Annotated in this window: 20 protein-coding genes and 1 pseudogene; 8 read left to right on the top strand and 13 right to left on the bottom strand. The window is 46.6% G+C overall.

The features are described from left to right. The first annotated feature begins 11 nt into the window (after positions 1 to 11). Together O3C58_01265 and O3C58_01260 are read left to right on the top strand one after the other, a co-directional pair. Complete coding sequence (locus O3C58_01265) at positions 12 to 680, top strand: bifunctional 4-hydroxy-2-oxoglutarate aldolase/2-dehydro-3-deoxy-phosphogluconate aldolase (GenBank protein MDA0690492.1); 669 nt, start codon at positions 12 to 14, stop codon at positions 678 to 680. A gap of 32 nt (positions 681 to 712) precedes the next feature. Beyond that, positions 713 to 976 carry a hypothetical protein gene (locus tag O3C58_01260; protein MDA0690491.1) on the top strand — a complete coding sequence of 88 codons (264 nt, stop codon included), beginning with the start codon at positions 713 to 715 and terminating at the stop codon, positions 974 to 976. Between the two features lie 19 nt (positions 977 to 995). Here O3C58_01260 and O3C58_01255 read toward each other — a convergent pair whose 3' ends face one another. The 3 genes from O3C58_01255 to O3C58_01245 form a co-directional block, all read right to left on the bottom strand. After that, entirely contained in the window at positions 996 to 2,561 is a 1,566-nt protein-coding gene (locus tag O3C58_01255) for a YCF48-related protein (protein MDA0690490.1), read from the bottom strand. Further along, complete coding sequence (locus O3C58_01250; GenBank protein ID MDA0690489.1) at positions 2,558 to 4,693, bottom strand: cytochrome c/FTR1 family iron permease; 2,136 nt, start codon at positions 4,691 to 4,693, stop codon at positions 2,558 to 2,560. The genes O3C58_01255 and O3C58_01250 overlap by 4 nt, the downstream gene beginning before the upstream one ends. Positions 4,694 to 5,167: 474 nt before the next feature. Next, positions 5,168 to 5,419 (bottom strand): hypothetical protein, encoded by a 252-nt coding sequence (locus O3C58_01245; GenBank protein MDA0690488.1) that lies wholly within the window; start codon positions 5,417 to 5,419, stop codon positions 5,168 to 5,170. Between the two features lie 371 nt (positions 5,420 to 5,790). Between O3C58_01245 and O3C58_01240 the strand changes: the two genes are divergently transcribed. Together O3C58_01240 and O3C58_01235 are read left to right on the top strand one after the other, a co-directional pair. Continuing rightward, the gene (locus O3C58_01240; protein ID MDA0690487.1) at positions 5,791 to 7,305 is read left to right on the top strand and encodes a carboxypeptidase M32; all 1,515 of its coding nucleotides are present in this window, start codon (positions 5,791 to 5,793) and stop codon (positions 7,303 to 7,305) included. Positions 7,306 to 7,319: 14 nt separating this feature from the next. Next, positions 7,320 to 7,835: an SH3 domain-containing protein gene (locus O3C58_01235; protein MDA0690486.1), complete on the top strand. Its 516-nt coding sequence runs from the start codon at positions 7,320 to 7,322 to the stop codon at positions 7,833 to 7,835. A gap of 3 nt (positions 7,836 to 7,838) precedes the next feature. On the opposite strand, the gene thrH is transcribed toward O3C58_01235, so the two are convergent. Beyond that, positions 7,839 to 8,462, bottom strand: a complete 624-nt coding sequence (thrH, locus tag O3C58_01230) for a bifunctional phosphoserine phosphatase/homoserine phosphotransferase ThrH (protein MDA0690485.1) — start codon at positions 8,460 to 8,462, stop codon at positions 7,839 to 7,841. Positions 8,463 to 8,542: 80 nt separating this feature from the next. Beyond that, positions 8,543 to 10,312 carry a murein biosynthesis integral membrane protein MurJ gene (gene murJ / locus O3C58_01225; protein MDA0690484.1) on the bottom strand — a complete coding sequence of 590 codons (1,770 nt, stop codon included), beginning with the start codon at positions 10,310 to 10,312 and terminating at the stop codon, positions 8,543 to 8,545. Between the two features lie 27 nt (positions 10,313 to 10,339). Between murJ and O3C58_01220 the strand changes: the two genes are divergently transcribed. Further along, positions 10,340 to 10,930: a hypothetical protein gene (locus O3C58_01220; protein MDA0690483.1), complete on the top strand. Its 591-nt coding sequence runs from the start codon at positions 10,340 to 10,342 to the stop codon at positions 10,928 to 10,930. 44 nt (positions 10,931 to 10,974) lie between these two features. Here the strand turns inward: O3C58_01220 and O3C58_01215 are convergent. From O3C58_01215 to O3C58_01180, 8 genes and pseudogenes are all read right to left on the bottom strand, one after another. Continuing rightward, a pseudogene (locus O3C58_01215) lies at positions 10,975 to 11,322 on the bottom strand (ABC transporter substrate-binding protein). Between the two features lie 15 nt (positions 11,323 to 11,337). Then, on the bottom strand, positions 11,338 to 11,589 hold the full coding sequence (locus tag O3C58_01210; GenBank protein ID MDA0690482.1) for a hypothetical protein: 252 nt from the start codon (positions 11,587 to 11,589) through the stop codon (positions 11,338 to 11,340). A gap of 423 nt (positions 11,590 to 12,012) precedes the next feature. After that, positions 12,013 to 12,324 (bottom strand): hypothetical protein, encoded by a 312-nt coding sequence (locus O3C58_01205; protein MDA0690481.1) that lies wholly within the window; start codon positions 12,322 to 12,324, stop codon positions 12,013 to 12,015. Then, complete coding sequence (locus O3C58_01200) at positions 12,294 to 12,797, bottom strand: PD-(D/E)XK nuclease family protein (protein MDA0690480.1); 504 nt, start codon at positions 12,795 to 12,797, stop codon at positions 12,294 to 12,296. Before O3C58_01200 ends, O3C58_01205 begins: the two co-directional genes overlap by 31 nt. A gap of 21 nt (positions 12,798 to 12,818) precedes the next feature. After that, entirely contained in the window at positions 12,819 to 12,953 is a 135-nt protein-coding gene (locus O3C58_01195) for a hypothetical protein (GenBank protein MDA0690479.1), read from the bottom strand. Positions 12,954 to 13,100: 147 nt separating this feature from the next. Beyond that, positions 13,101 to 14,939 (bottom strand): hypothetical protein, encoded by a 1,839-nt coding sequence (locus tag O3C58_01190; GenBank protein MDA0690478.1) that lies wholly within the window; start codon positions 14,937 to 14,939, stop codon positions 13,101 to 13,103. A 21-nt stretch (positions 14,940 to 14,960) separates the two neighbouring features. Then, positions 14,961 to 15,923, bottom strand: coding sequence for an AAA family ATPase (locus O3C58_01185; protein ID MDA0690477.1), 963 nt, complete (start codon positions 15,921 to 15,923; stop codon positions 14,961 to 14,963). A gap of 226 nt (positions 15,924 to 16,149) precedes the next feature. Further along, on the bottom strand, positions 16,150 to 16,500 hold the full coding sequence (locus O3C58_01180; GenBank protein ID MDA0690476.1) for a hypothetical protein: 351 nt from the start codon (positions 16,498 to 16,500) through the stop codon (positions 16,150 to 16,152). A 213-nt stretch (positions 16,501 to 16,713) separates the two neighbouring features. Between O3C58_01180 and O3C58_01175 the strand changes: the two genes are divergently transcribed. From O3C58_01175 to O3C58_01165, 3 genes are all read left to right on the top strand, one after another. After that, complete coding sequence (locus tag O3C58_01175; GenBank protein ID MDA0690475.1) at positions 16,714 to 17,370, top strand: bifunctional precorrin-2 dehydrogenase/sirohydrochlorin ferrochelatase; 657 nt, start codon at positions 16,714 to 16,716, stop codon at positions 17,368 to 17,370. A 363-nt stretch (positions 17,371 to 17,733) separates the two neighbouring features. Beyond that, a complete protein-coding gene (locus tag O3C58_01170; GenBank protein MDA0690474.1) occupies positions 17,734 to 17,904 on the top strand; it encodes a hypothetical protein in 171 nt (56 codons plus the stop codon). An 11-nt stretch (positions 17,905 to 17,915) separates the two neighbouring features. Next, positions 17,916 to 18,512 carry a hypothetical protein gene (locus O3C58_01165; GenBank protein ID MDA0690473.1) on the top strand — a complete coding sequence of 199 codons (597 nt, stop codon included), beginning with the start codon at positions 17,916 to 17,918 and terminating at the stop codon, positions 18,510 to 18,512. Positions 18,513 to 18,521 lie beyond the last annotated feature (9 nt).

Raw genomic sequence — 18,521 nt, 5'->3', positions numbered from 1 at the left:
TCGATCTATCCATGCCTGTGTCCCGTTTTGATGTAACAAGGTTCAAGGAAGAACCAGCCTTGGGAATCATTCGTGGCGTGACAGAAGAATCATTACAGGGTGTCATGGAAGCCATGATATCAGGCGGTCTTCGGTTTGCCGAAGTGACGTTGAACACACCCAACGCCGCCAGCCTTATTAAAAAAGCTGCAAAACTCTACTCCAACTCAATCTGCCTCGGGGCCGGTACGGTCCTTTCCCTGGCGGATGCGAAGACGGCTTTTGAATCAGGAGCTCAGTTTATTGTGTCTCCCACGCTGAATGAAGAGGTGGCTGTATTTTGCAAAGAATACAACCTTGCTTATTTTCCTGGCGCCCTCACACCCACTGAAATTGAAAATGCCTGGAACGCCGGGGCGACTATGGTCAAAGTATTTCCTGCCAGTCAAATGGGTTCTGGCTATTTCCGCATCATTAAAGGACCGTTTCAAAATATTCCACTGATGGCTGTCGGAGGAATGGGGCCGGGTAATATTTCCGAATATCTATCAGCTGGCGCCGATGCTGTTGCTCTGGGGGGATCAATCATATCCGCATCCAGAATGAATGAAAAAAAATACTCGCTGATTCAAAACGATATTGAGGTTTTTTTGTTGGCACTTAGAAATTTTTACTCTACTATGTCCAGTAATCAGCAATAGGCCGTATTTAAAGGCTTTTAAAGGGGGACTCAATGGCTTTCGATTTTATGAAAAATTTTATGATGTGTGATGATGAGGAGCGGTTTGTCAAGCTGTGCGAATCCATTGAAGATGCTATTCGGGAAGCAAACGAGGGTGGGGAAAAATTTGGCGACTCCGAGATCATGCAAGCTCTGGATTATGTGGGTTTCAATTTGTGTCGCGATGATTGGGAGGAGTTTAAGAAAATGGAATTTCCCCGTGAATTGGGTTCAAAGGATTCCGGTTCCAGCAAGGGAGAACGATTGATTCACTAATAATCCAGAAAAACCGCTCTCAATTTTGTGAAAATTTTTCAAACTCGCCGATGCGCTGTATCAGATTGTGCATCTTTTTATCTAACGTCGTGATGTGGCGATCGATCTCTTCGATCTCTTTTTTCTCTTTCGACATATAAACCGTTTTACACTTTTCTAAATGATTGCTGATATGCTCGATCATATCGTGGATCTCGTTAGTCTCAGCAGAAAGATCGTCAGCGGTTTCCTGAACGTTTATCAATAACTCTGTTTCCAATTCTCCGGCAGACCGATCTTTTTTCCCTCTCTTGATTTTGTTGCGGGCGATGCCCACCCAAATCCCTGAAATGACAAGCAGGATAAGGCCCAATGTGGCCAAATCCACCAGAAGGACGAAATAGGAGCCGAAAAACCTTCCGGTATGGATTTCAGTGAAGAGTTTGACCAAATCCATTTTTCTTTCGTCAGGTTGTTTTGCAGAATTAGACAACTCCTGTTCGCGCCAATGTTTGCCGCCATCCTGGGATAAAAACAGGCCGGAAGTGGTTCCGGCAATCCAGACAGGGGAAGGGGAATGGGTTCGATAGATCCGGGTCAGTAAAGGTGGGCTAGACGAAAATAAGCTTCCAGACTTTTCGTTTGAACTAAAATCTAACGGCTGCCAAGAATCACCGCCATCAGCAGAAAGAAGAATATTTTCTCCTGTTGAAATGGTCAGTTTGGCAATGTTTGTCGGGTTCACAAGAATGGAAGACACATGGTTGATGTTTTTATTTTTGTCCTTCACCCAGTTACGGCCCTGATTGAAAGATTTGAACAGTCCGGCATCGGTTCCAATATAAATAAACTCAGGATCTGTTTTAAGAGAGATCATACTGCGGACATCAGCAAACTTATTTTCCCAGACAGGTTCCCACGTCTTCCCACCGTTCAAGCTCCGGTACATTCCGTTAGCGGTACTTATGTAGATCGTTTCGGAATCGACAGCAGAGATGCGGATCATCTGCACAGAAATTTCTTTTCCCTCATTTCCGCCACCAAATAAAATTTCCCAGGACTCGCCTCCATCTTCCGAAAAATAAAGCCCTCCTTGAGTCGCCGCAAATAATTTGTACGAGTCTTCAGGGTGGATGACAATATCGTGCACGTCTCCGTTGGTCAGTCCGCTGGAGGCGTCGAACCATTCCGTCCAATGATCGCCGCCATCCTCTGTTTTAAAAATTCCTCCTGGAGTTCCGGCATATAGAACGCCACTTTGTACCGGGTCCACGGTCAATACGCGGATAATTTTATGAAATAATCCCTGTTCAAGTTCATTCCACGAATTCCCCTTATCCTGGGAACGGTAGAGACCATGATCAGTTCCCACGTAAATAGAACCGTTTGGTGTTGCAGTGATGGTATGGATGTTTCTTCTGGAACTGGCAACTTGAAAGTATTTATCTGGAAGGAATGTGCCGCTAACGACAACCTTGTTCAAGCCAAAGCTTTCGTAATGCATGAGGATGAAACCTGACAGGGACAGAATGATGAAGAACACCGCGCAAACCAGCCCGATCCATTTATGAAAATTCCGGGTATTTTTAAATGACCGAATTTTCAAGACAAGCCTTTCTTTTCTTCAACGGGCATGGCGCTCTGACCCAGCTTTTCAAATTCATCCTGAAGCCTGTTCTCTACAAATGAAACATGATCAAAAAGCTCATGGATTTTTTCGTCGATTTCCTTCAGGTGTCCGGACAGTTCCTTCAAATCCTGATCCTTGGTGTCCTTCAGAAAGATTTCACAGCGTTTGGCATGATGAGAAATATGTTCCACCAGATCGTGCACTGCGGAAATGTTATTTTGAATATGAGAGGTCTCTTTTTTGAGCTGTTCGTTTTCCACTTCCGGTTTGATCCCGAACGTATACACCAGCGCAACAACATAAGCCAAAACGAGAATTGCCTGCCCAATGAAAGTTTCCCAGGTGGGGTACATGCCCAGCCAGGAAATATGAGGTGCGAAATCGGCCTGCGTGATGGGAATTGCCTGCCCGATCTGTAAGCGGTGCAAGCCTTTTCCCATAAATGTAAATGCCATGTAGTAAAGAAAAATGCTGGTGAAGGCAAAAAACCATTTGATGGGAATTTTCACCCCGGCTTTGTTTATCAGGTAATAAACAAGACCCAAAACAGCGCATCCCACAATAAATCCGGGGACGATGCCTGCCGTACCTTCACCGGCATACAAATAAAGAGCCTGGTAAAAAAGAACGGTTTCAAACCCTTCCCGGTAAACGGACAAAAAGGCCACACTGCCTAAAGCAAAAATACTGCCCGTTGAAACCGCCGTCTTCATTTTTTTGGTGATATAAGACTGCCATTTCTCGGCTTCAATTTTAGAAACCAACCAGTAACTGACCCAAAATAGAAAGACCACCGCCACAATCATGATCCAGCCCTCTAACAACTCCTGGCTGGATGCATTTATATGCATGACTTCGCGGACAATGTAGGCGGTCAGGAAGCTTCCTGCGATTCCCAGGAAAACACCGGAATAGATGGATTTCAACTTGTCCTGATTGCGTGACTTGATTAAAAACGCAATCAAGGCGGCGATGATCAGGATCGCTTCAAATCCTTCGCGGACGATAATTGAGAACGATTGAATGAACATCCCTGAAAAACTGATTTTTTCCTGGAGAGTATCCAGAGCCTTGGAAAGATCCGCATGGATACTGGCATGAATTTTTTCCACATGCGGTAAATCAGCCTTGCGCTTGATCTCCGCCTGCAAGCGGCTAAAGCCCGACTCCAGCCGAAGTCCCAATTCCTTGCGTTTGCTGAGCAGTGCCGCTTCAACACCCTCGTAGGTGAGATAGGCATCGATTGCTGTGTCCGCCGCTTCTTGTATTTCACCCTTTTTAAAAATTTCCAGACTGGTATCGAGCAATTTACGAGACGCGGCAATGACGGTCGCCGCATGTGTGGAGCCATCGTCCCCTGCCGCAGTCTCCTCAGTCGCCAGCCCTGCGATGATCAAAGGCAGTTTGACGTTGGCATTGGAAAAACTACGGACATAATACGTGACGTCCCAAAGGTCTTTTTCCGAGAGAAAATCCGCCCAGCCAATCATGGCCGTGTTGGCGATACCCACGTTGATCACCTGGAAATTGTCGTAAGCAACGGTATTGTCATCGCCTGTGAGCTTGGGGTTGGCAAGAATCGCAGGAGTCGGATTGAATTGCGCGGCAATCGGGCCATCGCCTTGTCCTGTTAGGCCGTGGCACACTGCGCACTTGCTTTCATAAATGGCTTTACCATTGGCAAGCGATACCGGGGTGGAAGGCGTCTGACTGATTTTGATGTCATAGGCTTTCTTAATGCCCGCATTGATACTATTGACAAGTAAGAGCACTTCAGAGGAATCTACCTTTGAATTTATTTTTATAGCGAGATCGGCAAAAATACCATCAATGGAATCCGTAGAACCTGCCGTGGGAGCTGGAAGCCGTTTAAAACGACCTTCCGCTTGTTCTAAAAAGACTTTGCTTTCTTCATATTCAGCAGCGATGGCGATTTTTCCATCGACGATTCCCGCTTCATACTCAGCACCGACGATATTCATCATCATGACGATCTTTTTGACTTTGCTTTCCAGAGATTCCGTAGCCGCTTGCGCGTGAATGGAAGATATAACGAGGGCGGTAAAAAAAACACTCAAAACCAGGGTGGGGAGGGATTTCTTTATCATGGATAGTTTTCTATGTAAAGTTATTGTTAATTAAATCAATAAGTTAATCAAAAGAATTCCTCGTAGCTCTGCTACGGGGTTTCCTTTCACATTCCCCTCCTTTGCAAGGAGGGGTTAGGGGAGGTTATAAAAAAACTACCTTTAAATACCCCGCCCCTTGGGGCGGGGATCATTTATTTGGAATCTTTAAAAATAAGGCGTTTTCACACACCATTCACATATAAATAAAAATGAGAATAGTTATCAATTATATGGAATGATAATAGCCCTGTCAATAAATAAGAAGGGTTAAAAGCTTATGAAAATACAGGTTTTATGGAGTTGGCGTGAAAGGCGGTAAATTTACCCGCAGTGGGCGCTAAGGACGAAAAAGAGGGAGGCAGTTACTCCCCCTTTTGAAAGGGGGCTGGGGGGATTTTTTTTATATCTTTCTTAAATGGAGAGAGGAGTCTAAATTGATTAACTGAGGAGCAATCACCCTTTGAGTTTTGATAACATTTCCTCCCAGTGTTTGATGAGAACGCGGAACGTTTCCACATGCTTCATTTCTTCCTGCCTGAGGTCTGCATACATGCGCCGCTTGCCCAGTTCTTCCTCAGAGTCCCCGGAAGTTTTTTCAATGAGGGTCTCGTAATACTGCACCGAGTTCTCTTCGCTGATCACACCCTTGTAAAGAATCTCCAACCGGGCTTGAATGGTACCAATGGTTTCCTTTTCATTTTCCATAATTCACATTCAAAAACTTTTATTAGACAGGATTAACAGAATGGATCGGATTATATCAGTTTTCTTTCATATGTCACCCTGAGCCTATCAAATACGCCCTCGCGAGCCGCGACAAGCGGTGTGGCCGTTATAATACTCCCAAGCTTTCATGCCCCGAAGGGGTAGATCCTGTATTCTGGATTACTTCGTCGCCGTTGGCTCCTCGCAATGAAGTGTGCGGCAGGCTCACGCTGTCGATCCTGCCCAAGAATCTTTTATTTTCTTTACGATCTTTGTGTCGTCACCCTGCGGATGTTGTGGTAAATTTGAAGATTATTAAGCAAACAAACCATTCTCCCTATAGGGGTTAACCCAATACATTCGAGAAATTTATGAAAACGGTAGAAAATAACGCATACGAAGATTTAGTCGAAAAGTTGGAGGAAATTTCCCGTCTCGGTGGGATAATGAGCACGATCCATTGGGATCAGGAGGTGATCATGCCTTCCGGTGCGGCGGAATCGCGCGCCAAGCAGATTTCCGCTCTGGCCGGAGTGATTCACGAACGGGCCACAGATGCGCGTCTTGGCGAATGCCTGGGGAAATTGCACAGTGAGGGCCCATCAGTATTTGATTCTAAGGAATGGTGCAATATACGCGAGGCCAAACGCGATTATGACATGGAAACCAAGGTCCCCAAGAGGCTGGTCCAGGAGATGGCCGAGCTGGGGTCCCGAGGTCATGCGGTCTGGGCCGATGCCCGCAAGGATAATAAGTTTTCCGATTTTGCTCCGGTTCTCAAACGTTTTATGGAATTGAAAAAGCAATGGGCAAAGTGTGTCTTTCCCGACCTCGCCCCCTACGACGCGAACATCGACAATTTCGAACGCGGCACGACGATGGCGGAGATCACCCCCATTTTTGAGCGCTTGAAATCGGAGTTGATTCCGCTCATCAAGTCCGTTCAGGACAAACCCCAGCCGGACATTTCGTTTTTGCAGGGCACTTTTCCCGTGGACAAGCAGGAAGCGTTGGGCAAACAGATCAGCACCGAAATGGGTTTTTCCTTCGATCAGGGCCGCATGGATGTTTCCATTCATCCGTTTTGCGGGGGAGGGCACCCGACGGACGTGCGCATCACTACCCGTTATAAAGACAGCGATTTTGTCGAGTCCCTGTACGCCGTCATTCACGAAACGGGGCACGGGCTTTATGAACAGGGCCGCATGGCTGAGGGCCGCGACCTTCCGGTTTCGAAAGCGTTGACCATGGGCATCCACGAATCGCAGTCACTGTTCTGGGAGCGCATGATAGCGCAAAGCAAACCGTTCTGTTCCCGCTATCTGGATACGTTTCGCGCCACTTTTCCGGAGAATCTCAACGGAGTGTCCGCCGATGCGATGTATGAAGCCATCAACACCTGCAAGCCTTCGTTCATCCGGGTGGAAGCCGATGAATTGACCTATCCCCTGCATGTGATCCTGCGCTTCGAGATCGAAAAAGGCTTGTTTGACGGTTCGATGGCAGTCGATGATTTGCCGCAAATCTGGAATGAGAAAATGGTAAACTATCTGGGAGTCAAACCTCCCACGGATACGCTGGGGGTTCTTCAGGATGTGCACTGGAGCGGCGGTGCGTTTGGCTATTTTCCTTCTTACACGCTGGGCGCGATGTATGCCTGTCAGTTTTATCGGACCCTGGTTCGCGAAGTTCCCGATACGGAGAAACACATTGAAAGCGGAGACTTTTCCCCAATCAAAAACTGGTTGAACGAGAAAATCCACCGTCAGGGCCGATTATATTCGCCACAGGAACTGGTTCAACGAGTGACGGGGGAGCCTCTTAACCCCGACCATTTTATAGATTATCTCAAAACGAAATATAACGCCGTCTATCAACTGGATTAGAGGAATAAATTGCGATGAGTGATTCTTTGATTGGAAACGCCAACAAAAAAAACGGTCCGGATTATTGTTCTCAATGCAGCGAACAGCTTCCCGCTGGAGCCACGTTTTGCCCGCATTGCGGCCCTCCCGCACTTCATGAAGACGAACCGGAAAAAGGCATCGGCGGTGGGCAGACCTTTTTCCGAATATTTCTCATTGTTGCGTTGTTCGGTGCGATCGTTATCATCAAGCTGGGTCTTAATTTAGGGGGTAACGAGGAAGAATCCCTGCCGGACGGGCCCACCATGGAATCATCGGATGGAACCAAAACAGCAAAACCGCATGTTGTGGATTTCAAAACCATTCATCAAATCAAAGCTGAACAGGCAAAAATACGAGAAAAACCGGCGGATGACGGCAAAATCCTGACGGTTTTGAAGAAAGGGGCCAAGGTCACCATTGTGGATAGCAATGACGATTGGTGGCAAATAACCGGAGACGGTAAAACCGGGTGGATCGTCAAGGATGAATTGGACACGCAAATCCAATAACGGCTATGAGTTTGCAGTTTTCAGCAATCCGTCCCGGGTTATGATCAGCGCATCTTTAAATTCCACGTAATTGCGGGTGACTTGAAACTGCGGAAACTCTTCGATCACATTGTCCGGTGGGCAATACAAAATCCCGGCATCGGCTTCTTGCAGCATCCCGGTATCGTTATAAGAATCCCCTGCGGCGATCACCTGGAAATTGAGATTTTTAAACGCCCGGACGGCCTTGGTTTTGCCATCAGTAATGCGTAAACGGTAGTCCACGATGCTTCCTTCTTTATTCAGCACGAGACTGTGGCAAAAAAGTGTGGGATTGCCAAGTTGCGCCATCAACGGACCGGCAAACTCATAAAACGTATCTGACAGTATGACTACCTGAAACTCGGATTGCAGCCATTGCAAAAACTCATAGGCCCCCGGCAACGGAGAAATCCCTCGGATCACGTCTTCGATGTCCGATAGTTTTAGATTATTTTCCTCCAGGATTTTCAATCGTCCCCGCATCAGTACGTCATAATCGGGGATATCACGGGTCGTCAGGCGGAGCTTTTCAATTCCGGTTTTCTCGGCAAAAGCGATCCACACCTCGGGAATCAATACTCCTTCAAGATCCAGGCAAGCAATCATTCGCAAACGTTCCTTTCGTAAATGTGTTGGCCCGACATTATAGAGGAAGAATGGATGAAAACAAGGGGCATCAGTTTAATTCAGGATTTTCGCCGGCGGTTTTTGAACAGACTCAAAAGGAAAATAAGCTCGTCGTTTTTCATCAGGTAGGAAAGAAATCCAAAGGTGAAGATTCCCGTAAAAATACAGCCCAGCAAAACAAAAACCCTTTCTCCCAGCGAAGCTAGAGGGTCATAAAAGGTGAGGTCGCAATAATAAATCTGAATTCCCATCAGGGTGGACGACAAAGCCAGCTTGAGGGTGGAAATCAGAATCAGGCGTCCGCCGATCAGCCCCAAACGTTTTTTCAGAAAATAAACCAGCAATAAAACATTGAGTAGGGCCGAAATAGATGTCGCCAGCGCCAGCCCCCCATGTTGCAAGGGCCCCATTAAAATCAGGTTCAATACGATGTTCAGGAGCATCGAATAGATGCCAATCTTTACCGGCGTTTTTGTGTCCTGCAACGAGTAATAAGCCGGAACGATCACCTTGATGCCCGCAAACGCGCACAGCCCCAGCGAATAATACAATAACGCGATGGCTGTTCCGTCGGTCGAGGCGCGCAAAAACTCTCCCCGCTCCCAGAGTGCGTTAACAATAGGGAATCGCAGAATGATCAACCCCACCGTTGCCGGGATGGTGATAAAAAGAATGAATCGTATTCCGAAGGCAAGCGTCTTTTTCAGCTCGGCAAAATCCTTGTTGGCGGCTTGCCGGGACAGCATGGGCAGGATGGCCACTCCCAGAGCGACGGCAAAAACTCCGAGCGGCAATTGCACCAGCCGGTTTCCGTAATACAAATAGGAGATGGAACCACCGGGAAGCAAGGAAGCGAGAAGGGTGTCGATCAGCATATTAATTTCGTAAACCGCCAGTCCGAACATGACCGGGACCATTAATTTGCCGATTTTAATGATCTCGGGATGTTTGACGTCGAATGTTTTGACAAACGTAAATCCCTTGCGAAAGGTTTCCGGCAGTTGCACCAGCAATTGCAAAACCCCACCTAAAAGGACGCCCACGGCCAATCCAAAAATGGGTTCCTCCATCAGCGGAGACACGAAAAAAATTCCAAGAATCATGCTGATATTGAGCAGAACGGGTGCGGCGGCAGGCAAGGCAAATACATTGAACGTGTTCAAGATGCCCATGCAAAATGATGCGAGTCCGATGAAGATCAAATAAGGCGCCATCCATTGGGTCAGTTTCACCGTCAGGGCGAATTTTTCGGGATCATCGAGAAAACCAGGAGCAAACACGGTAATGACTGCAGGACTGAAAAAGAATATAGCGCAGGTGGTGATTACCAGAATGACGAAAACAATATTCAGCAGATTGGCAGTCATTTCCCAGGCGGCTTTTTCCCCCTTGGTATTCAACAGGTCGGTAAACACGGGGATAAAAGCCGCGCTGACCGCTCCTTCGCCGAGAATTTTCCTCTGCATATTGGGGATGCGGAAAGCCACGAAAAAAGCGTCTGCGGCGACGGAGGAACCAAATTGCATGGCGATCGCTAAATCCCGCGCCATTCCAAAAATCCTGGAAATGAGGGTCATGCCGCTGACGGCTCCTGCCGCCTTGCTCACTTTTTTATTATTTTCCATGCGCTGGGAAGGAAGTTTGGTAGGAAAATGAATGGACTCCTTCGGCTTCACGCCACTTAAAGGACGTGGAAGTATAACAAAATTACCGTTCCGGTTGAATTTAATTATCAGGATGCAAAGGGGCGGCGGCGGTTGCCATTGCAAAATCATTTTGTTTTCAGTGATCCACACCACAATATTTTCAGCAATGTGTACTATAATCATTTGAACAATTTTCAGGAGAGAGTCAGGATGCCGCAGTTCAAATTGAGAACAAAAGATAAAAAGGTTTTCGATGCCATTCAAAAAGCCGTTGAAGAAACAGTCGTCATTCAGCGGCAGAAAAGCATGACCTACGGGCGCTGGGATTTTGTGGTCTTTGGAGAAGAGGATAAGAACACGACCATTCTCCGCGAAGGATATGCCGAGCACGCGGCGATTAAGCGAGCGCCTCTTTATATAGCCTCCCTTGCGCGACCGGGACTGACCAATTTAATCGGAGTTCCTATTAAGGAGTTCATCACCGAGGATATCCCGGAAGAATATCGGGGGCTGGAAATCATCCAGGTGGACCCGGTTCGTCCCTTAACAATTAAGAATAAAAAAACGCTGCCCGGTATCAGCAAGGCAGCGGATTCAATTTGCAAAGAGTATGAGGATCAGAATATAGCCGTCATCCATGCCCCCCGCGAAGCGGATTGGATGATTGCCGTGATGAAATACCTCCATGATTGCGATCAGGCCTTCCCCGACCGGTTGCAGGAGTCATTAGGATTGACACAGAGGAATGCAAACAACCTGTTTTCCTTTAGCGACCGTGGGCCGACGGATTATCTGAACTGACATCAATCATTTCGATAACTTCGCCGTACTCGGCTTAACACGAACTAAATAACGTTTTCTTCCCCGGACTCTTCCAGTTTTTTCATTAAATCTTCGAAAGAATCTTTTTTGAGCGCCTTGGAGAACTGGTTCCGGTAGTTACTAATGATGCTGACGCCTTTGATCACAAAGTCATAGACTTTCCACTCACCGTCTTCCAGGGTCAATTTGTAATCCAGGCTGACGGATTGTCCCTGTTGCTGGACCGTTGTCTGAACCATCGCATATTTTCCCTTAACCACTTCATCCTTATAACTGACTTTACCGGTCCCAAACGTTTCAATTTTTTTGGCGTAGGACTTCTCTAAAAGTTTCCGGAACAAGCGGGTGAAATCGTCTCTTTCCTGCGGAGTTCTGGGGCTCCAGTTTTAAGCAAGCGCCCGAACGGCCATTTGGTTATAATTGAACCGTTTGTTGATGGTCTGGCGAAGTTGTTCCCGGCGGTTTTCCGGATCTTCCTTCAATTTCTCATCATTGACAATCACGATGACCTGATCGATCGTTGATTTGAGATCTTTTGTTACCTGGGTTTCACCGGCCATTATCCCTTGCGGCATTACAAAAATAAAGAGGACCGCAATCCCCAGGATCAAACTGAAAACTCTTCGCTCGCTTGTCATTCCATCACCTCATTGATTGTTTTGGAGAGTCCTTTAAAAGTAGACTTATTTTTATGTGGAGTAATAAAGTAAGGATGCACTCACCATGCCAAAGACTGGAGTTGATGAGGGTCAAAATAAAGCCCAATTTTTCAGTTTATTTCGTGGGGTGTTATTATTTGGCGGGTTGTCAATGCGGACGGGGTTATACTTTTCGGGCGATTATGGCTATTATTTTAGACAGTTGATGGATATATTGAGATCCTTGGAGTTAGTGGACACGTACAAAAGTGTGGATGATGTATTTTGTAAGCGTCTATTGAGAAAAAAAGAGAGGAGTTTTTCGGAAATATTCAAGATTGAGGCGGTTTGTTCCGGTAAAGGTCATTTAAAGTTAGATGAGGAAGTGTTGCGCCCCTTTTAGATATCTTCTGGATGAGATTGTTAAATGTTGCCATGTTCAGACACCAACTCCTCTAGTGTCATCAAATATTGCAATGCCTGCTCTACTTTTTCTTTTTGTTCAAAAAAGGATTTTGACAAAGGGTCAATCTTTGAAACTTTTACAGAGATAGCAACAGATTTACCAGCTAAAGTAATAAATGCATTACTGGGAAGAATTGAATCATATTTTTTTTTAAGTGTATCGATAGCTTCTGCCTGACCCTTAAAAAATACCTTTACCAGCCCTTTAGTGAGCTGATGAGCTAGATTGATTTTTTTTTTTAAAGAGCGTCTGGATAAAACATAACCCACGTACTTCCCGCCGGTCTTGGTTTGGCTTCCTGCATACCGAGTTTGGGGCATTTATCGGCTGCAAATGTGTGATAGTCCATCACAAAATTTGTCATTTCTTCACTGTATTTTGGTTGGTAACCCTTTCTGTTTTTCTCGATCCCTTCAAGAAGAATTCGTGCTTTATATGAGAATCGTTCATCGCGATGGCGACGCGATTGAAAGTAAGCTAATATCTCTTCATAGCTAATTTCAATGTCATAAATTTCAGAATGTTTTGATGATGATAAATATTTATCAGGAGCAATCACGCATGTTTTATATTCGTCCCAATCTCCTTCCTTAAGTCCATTTTCACCACGCTTGTGATAACGCTCTCCTTGATCTTGCTGTGGTGGGGCATCAATTTTATTTTCGATAAGGATTGCTATACGTTCCCCGCTTATTCCTTCAAAAATATAAACTATATCGGATTCTCGATCTGCATCCGACACAGAATGCCATGCACCGATTGTTTATTGAAAAATTGGTTCACCAAAAACACGAGAAGAGAACCACTCACGGAATTCATTACTTACTGAAATCTCTTCCATGAGCAAAAGATCAATATCTCGTTCTGCGATTGATGCAACAAATTTCAGTTTCAGCATAGTTCCCCTCAAGATATTTAATATTGTTTTTATTGATACGCATAACGTTCAAACCCTGTGTCTATTTACGGATAAAAAGCCCATTTTGGACTAAATTTCTTCATTAAATATTAGCCAAATTGTAACATTTTGCATGAGATACGGGGACTAAATATCCTGAATAAAGCGTTGCGCGAAGGAGCGGATCTCCTTGCCGTTCAATACATGAAAACGGCGGACGCGTTCCAGGGTCTGGTTGGAAAACCGTTTCATGGGGATGTGGATGAGGTTTTTCTTGAACTGACGTGCCAGCTGCCGCCAGCTGGGTCGGGCAGGGCAGGGGGACACGACGGTGACGTGCTTTTCCCTGGAATGGTAAAACGCCGCTTCCAGCAGTTTTTCTTCCAGCGTATCGGCCAGATAGATATTCGGGTCTTCCCAAATATTGAAGATGGGCCGCGGTGGGTATATCATCATGCAACCGCCATAATTGGCCTCGCCGACTCCGGGGCCTATCAGGTTATTCATATACTCGGTGGCGAAGAAACACAGGGTGGACTCATTGTCATGTTCGGCGTACCAGGTCTGCCGCCAGGTGTATTGCTTGGGGTCGGGTTCGGGATCGAACAGGAACACGACGATTTCCACCTGCCCACGGGACGGGGGAATTTCCTTCACATAGATATCGCCCGTGTGCCAGTTTCTTAAAGTATCGCGGATGTCGATGCCGTCCTTCACGGAGGAGGTGAATTTCTCCGTTCGGGCCAGATCGTTGCTCAGCAGAAGTTTTGATTGTTCGCGGACATGGGTGTTGAGGCTTTCAATTTTTTCATCCTCTGGCGGCCAGGAACACTGGCCATGCGGGTCCCAACGGTATTTCCAGTTTTCCTGCTTTTTGATGTCCGGTTCCGGCTTGAGATTAAGTGTCCGCCATTCCAGCATCAATTCCGAAAGCCGGTTTTTCATGGAAACGGGTGTTTTTTCATCTTCGTCGAATACCGCCTGATTGATCCCCAGTGAGAGACTATCAAGAGACTCATTGCCCGGATAAGGATATTCCCGCGCCGCGTCCAGAACCGAAATGGCAAACAGATCGCCGCCGATCTGCTTGGCCGCCGTGACCAGAGTGTACAGGTCCGGCATCAACCGCGATTCCATCAGGGTCAGGTTGCGTACGTATTGTAAATACGCCTGAAATGACTGGGTGGACAAATTATGATAGCGCACCTTTTTCTTCTTCAGGAAAATCTCCCGTGCGCGGAGGATGATCTCCTTGACCCCGTCGATCTGCACATCCCGGTCGGAACGCATTTCCTGCCGTCGTTTTTCATAGAGATAGGTGATGTAGGGAAATTCCGTCAACGCAAACAGCAGGGTGTTGTTATCCACCCCGTAAAGATGCGGGGTTCCATCGATAATCTCCGGCGGAGAATATTCCAGCCGTTCGTCATAGGCTTCCTTGACCCACGGCCAATCGAGAATGGAACAGATAAAGATGATTTTGGAATAGTCCATCTCCAGACGATGGAGTTGATAGCCCATCCAGCGGGCTCGTTTTTCATGCTGACTGCCGGACTTGGGGCGTTTCAGGGTCGAAAGAATAGCGGCGCTGAACTTTTCGAGAGACATTCCACTGAGGGCGAAGGTATCGGGGAAATGCATCTGCCGCGGCTCAAAGGATGCCGTGCTCCAGTCGATGAACGCGGTGTCCATGCCCTCTTGCCGGGCTATTCTGAGACCCATGATGAGCGGTTGGCTGGGGTCAATGGGAACGTAATTCCGGGTTCCATCCGCTTCCTCCAGACAGCTCACGGTGACTGCGGGAAGGAGTTTGAGACCCTGCTCAACGGTCGATTGAAATTCCGGCGGCAGGGCCACCGCCAGACAATCTCCGCCTGCGGACAATATGGCTTCCCGCACCTGCGCCGTGTAATTGCCGCTGCCGTGCACGACGGGAAGGACGCGGATTTTATCGCTGATAGTAAAAATATCTTTTTTGTTTTTCATTGTCTATCCCGTATTACGGGATTAATCGCTATCTGGATGGAGGGGGCTGTCTTCATCGAAAAAGAAATCTCCAAGGCCCATCGGCAATCGGTCGGAACCGAGCGCCCGTCGCTTTTTGGAAGCCAGCCCGTCGAGGTCCAGAGCATCTTCACCCAATACCCGGATCACGGCTTCTCTCCAGAATGCATCTTTGCCAAGCGGGTGATCCTTATCCTGACTCAACCGTTTGAGAGCATATTGCAGAATGTGGATGCCATCGCGGGGAGAAAAATCCAGGTCCAATTGATGCGCTTGCTGTAAGAAATCGACCGTCATGTTCAGCAGGTCGTCCTCGGCAAACGGCAGATGATAGCGCAAAATAGCCATTTCATCCTGATGATTGGGCATGGACAGTGGAAGCGTCGGTTGCAGACGCGATAAGATGTAGTCGGGAATCTCAAACGTCGATTCATCGCGGTTCATGGTGACGCAGGCGCGAAATTCCTCATGGGCGTGGATCTGAATGCCGGCGATAATGGATTCCACATAGCGGCGGTGGTCCAACAGCGGCGCCAGAGAGGCCCAGCTTTTCTCATTCATGCGGTTGCCTTCATCGAGAATGCAGATGCCCCCGGTGATCATGGCGCTCACCAGCGGCGAGGCGTGGTAGGAAATTTTTCCCGATTCCGCCAGAACGGGTGTGACCAGCAGGTCTTCCGGGCGGGTATCGCTGGTGCATTGAAATATGTATAAGGGCTGTTCACGCTTTAAAGCCGCAACCATCGCCAGCGTGGTTTTTCCGATTCCCGGCATGCCCACGATGCGCGGAGAAAGGGGGAAGTCCTTTTCGCCCACCACCAGCCAGCAGGCCAGAATCTGCTTCAAAACCTCATTCTGGCCGATCCACTCGGGTTGTGTCGCGTCAGGGACACTCATCTTCAGAGTGACGTCGCCGATAACCGCTGTCTGATTTCTGTTAGTTTTTTTATTTAATAAGTTTTCCATAGATGTCTGGGGTTGGTTTGAGGAAATTTACAGATGCTTCAGGATACGTTTGCGCCCTGGGGCTGTCAAGCGGTTGCCTGCATAATTGAGAGACTCTACCCATCTATTGTTTCCGGCTCATCGGCTGCAAAGGAGCTTCTGGAAAAAAACAGGAAACAAAGGCAGGATATTATTGGAATGGGAAGATAAGAAATTTTGAAAAGTTTCCTCACAGGCTTAATGTTATTTACTTCCTTTTAACATGGCATTTATAACAGGATCGCCCGACCTTAAATTCATGCACGCCATCATGACATTTTCCGCAATATTTGCCTTCCTGCATGGTTTTCATGGTCAACGCATTATTGATGTCTGTACTGCCTCTTTTCTTTAAAAATAGTCCATCATGGCAATTGTCACATTGAAGGCCTGTGTCCGTATGTTCTTTATGGCTGAACCATGCCGGGGGCATGTTTTTCGTATCTCCGAAATAAATATCCTCTACTGGTTTTTCCGCCCAGGCCGGGGATGCGGAGAAAAAAAATCCGGGGATAAAAATCAAAGCAATAAGAAGAATTGAAAAGGGTTGGTAGCGCATGCGAGACTCCCCATTATTATAGTTTAAATAAACCATTATTATTACAATAACTCTGGTTTTTCAATGAATAATCCCAGTGCTATGATAGTTCATTATGATACGATTCCTTTTATGGAATAAATATTTTCCATGAATCCAACAAGTCCAATGATGGGCCGGTGAGCATCATTGGGCATTTAGAACCTTAGTTTTGTCAATAATTGCTCTATTCCCATGATTGTAGATTTAAACCTTAAAGGCAGACAGGTGGTTATTGCTGGAGGAGGAAAAGAAGCTACCCGCAAAGTGGAAGCGCTACTTTTTCAGGATTGTGAAATTATTGTCCATTCCGAAAAATTTTCAAAGAAAATCAAGGCTTTGGAAAAAAACGGAAGGGTTCTGTTAAAACAAGGAAGAATTTCCGAAGGAAGTTTTCTAAATGATTACCATCGCCTGATTCTGGTAATGGCCGCCACTGACGACAAACAATTAAATAGGAAAATTGTTGAAGAGTCCAAAAAGCTCCGATGCTTCGCCTATGCGGTGGATGATCCCGAAGTCAGCGATTTCAATCATCCCTCGGTGATGAATATACATAAGTCGGTTCAGATTGCCATTTCCACGGGTGGTAAAAGTCCGCTGATGGCTAAACAGATACGAAAAAAAGTGGAACCCGTTCTCAATGATTTAATTAAGAAAGAGGATGTTTTAAAAATTCAATTGCAATTTCTGTTGAGAGAAAAAATAAAAGCAGTCCTTTCCACACCGGATGCCAGGAAACAGTTTCTGGAATCGATTTTATTAAATACGGAAATAAACCAGCTTTTAGCGGAAGAAAAGCTGGAAGACGCGGAAACACTGGCGTTGGACGAGTTGAAGAAGCAAGGATAGCTGGATCGAGGCAGGACCTTCCCATGAATCGGGACTTTCAAAGCAAGTCTATCAGGTTGCTGAAAAAGTCCGAAACACGAGGATTTTCACTGTTGTCATGCTGAGCCTGTCGGAGTATGACCTTGATAATAAAGGCTGTTCTCACACTTCGATATACCCCTCCGGGGCATGAAGGCAAAGGTGAAATACCACATACCCCTCCGGGGCATGAAGGCAAAGGTAAAATACCACAAGCTCAGCGTGACAGTTGTGGGTAGCGAAAATAGTTTTTCAGCAACCTGCTATATATTAGATAAGTCATCGTTTAACCAACATGTTAGAATATTAAAGATATCGGATAGAATTCAATACTCAGGAGGATTTGTGGAAACGCTCATAATGGTTATGGGAAGTATATTCACTGTGGGGATGCTCATTCTTTTGCCCAAATATGCCAAATTTATTCATAACCAGCCAAAAATGCATCTGGATAAAAAGCGTCAGGAAGAGGAAGATTCCATAAATGATCAGAAAAACCCCAGGCAGGATGCATAGGGCTGGCTGATATGAACACTGAGACCGATAAATTTTTTTTCGATTATATAGAGAACTTCATTGCCGGTAACCAGGCGGCCCGTGATCTGGCTGAATCGTTAAAACATTCTGGTGTTGGACTCATGCCCCTGGTCGACCATTGCACCCTGAGAACTCTCGATGTCGATAAAAGGGCTCAGGAAGTCATTGACCTTGGTTTCCGCTATGATGAATCTATCGGGGTGCTGGAATTCGATACCTGGTGGGCCAAGGTTTACCGGAAGCCGGGTTATCCTTCCTTATTCATCGACCAGGCTTTTTCAGGGGAACGTGGTCAAGGCAGTCTCATCCCCGGTTGGGTGGAAGCCCACGGAGATCAATGCTTTCATCATATCGCCATTCTTGTGGAAAATATTGATGCCGCCATCGCAGCCATGAAGAAAAGGAATATCCAGTTTGCCGCAAACATTGTCGGCGAACCCGAGACCGATCTAAGGCAAATTTTCACCCAGCCGGAGGAGCGGAACGGAAAAGTGTATACAGTTCTGGAGCTCATTGAGCGGCACAATGGTTATATGGGGTTTCTGCCGCCGCAAGCCAATGGATTGATGGAATCGACCCGCAAGTGATGATCCTCA

It is taken from the genome of Nitrospinota bacterium, assembly GCA_027619975.1.
Taxonomy (GTDB): Bacteria; Nitrospinota; Nitrospinia; order Nitrospinales; family VA-1; genus JADFGI01.
The sequence above is the reverse complement of the archived record's forward strand: the minus strand, read 5'-3'. Positions and strand labels throughout refer to the sequence as shown.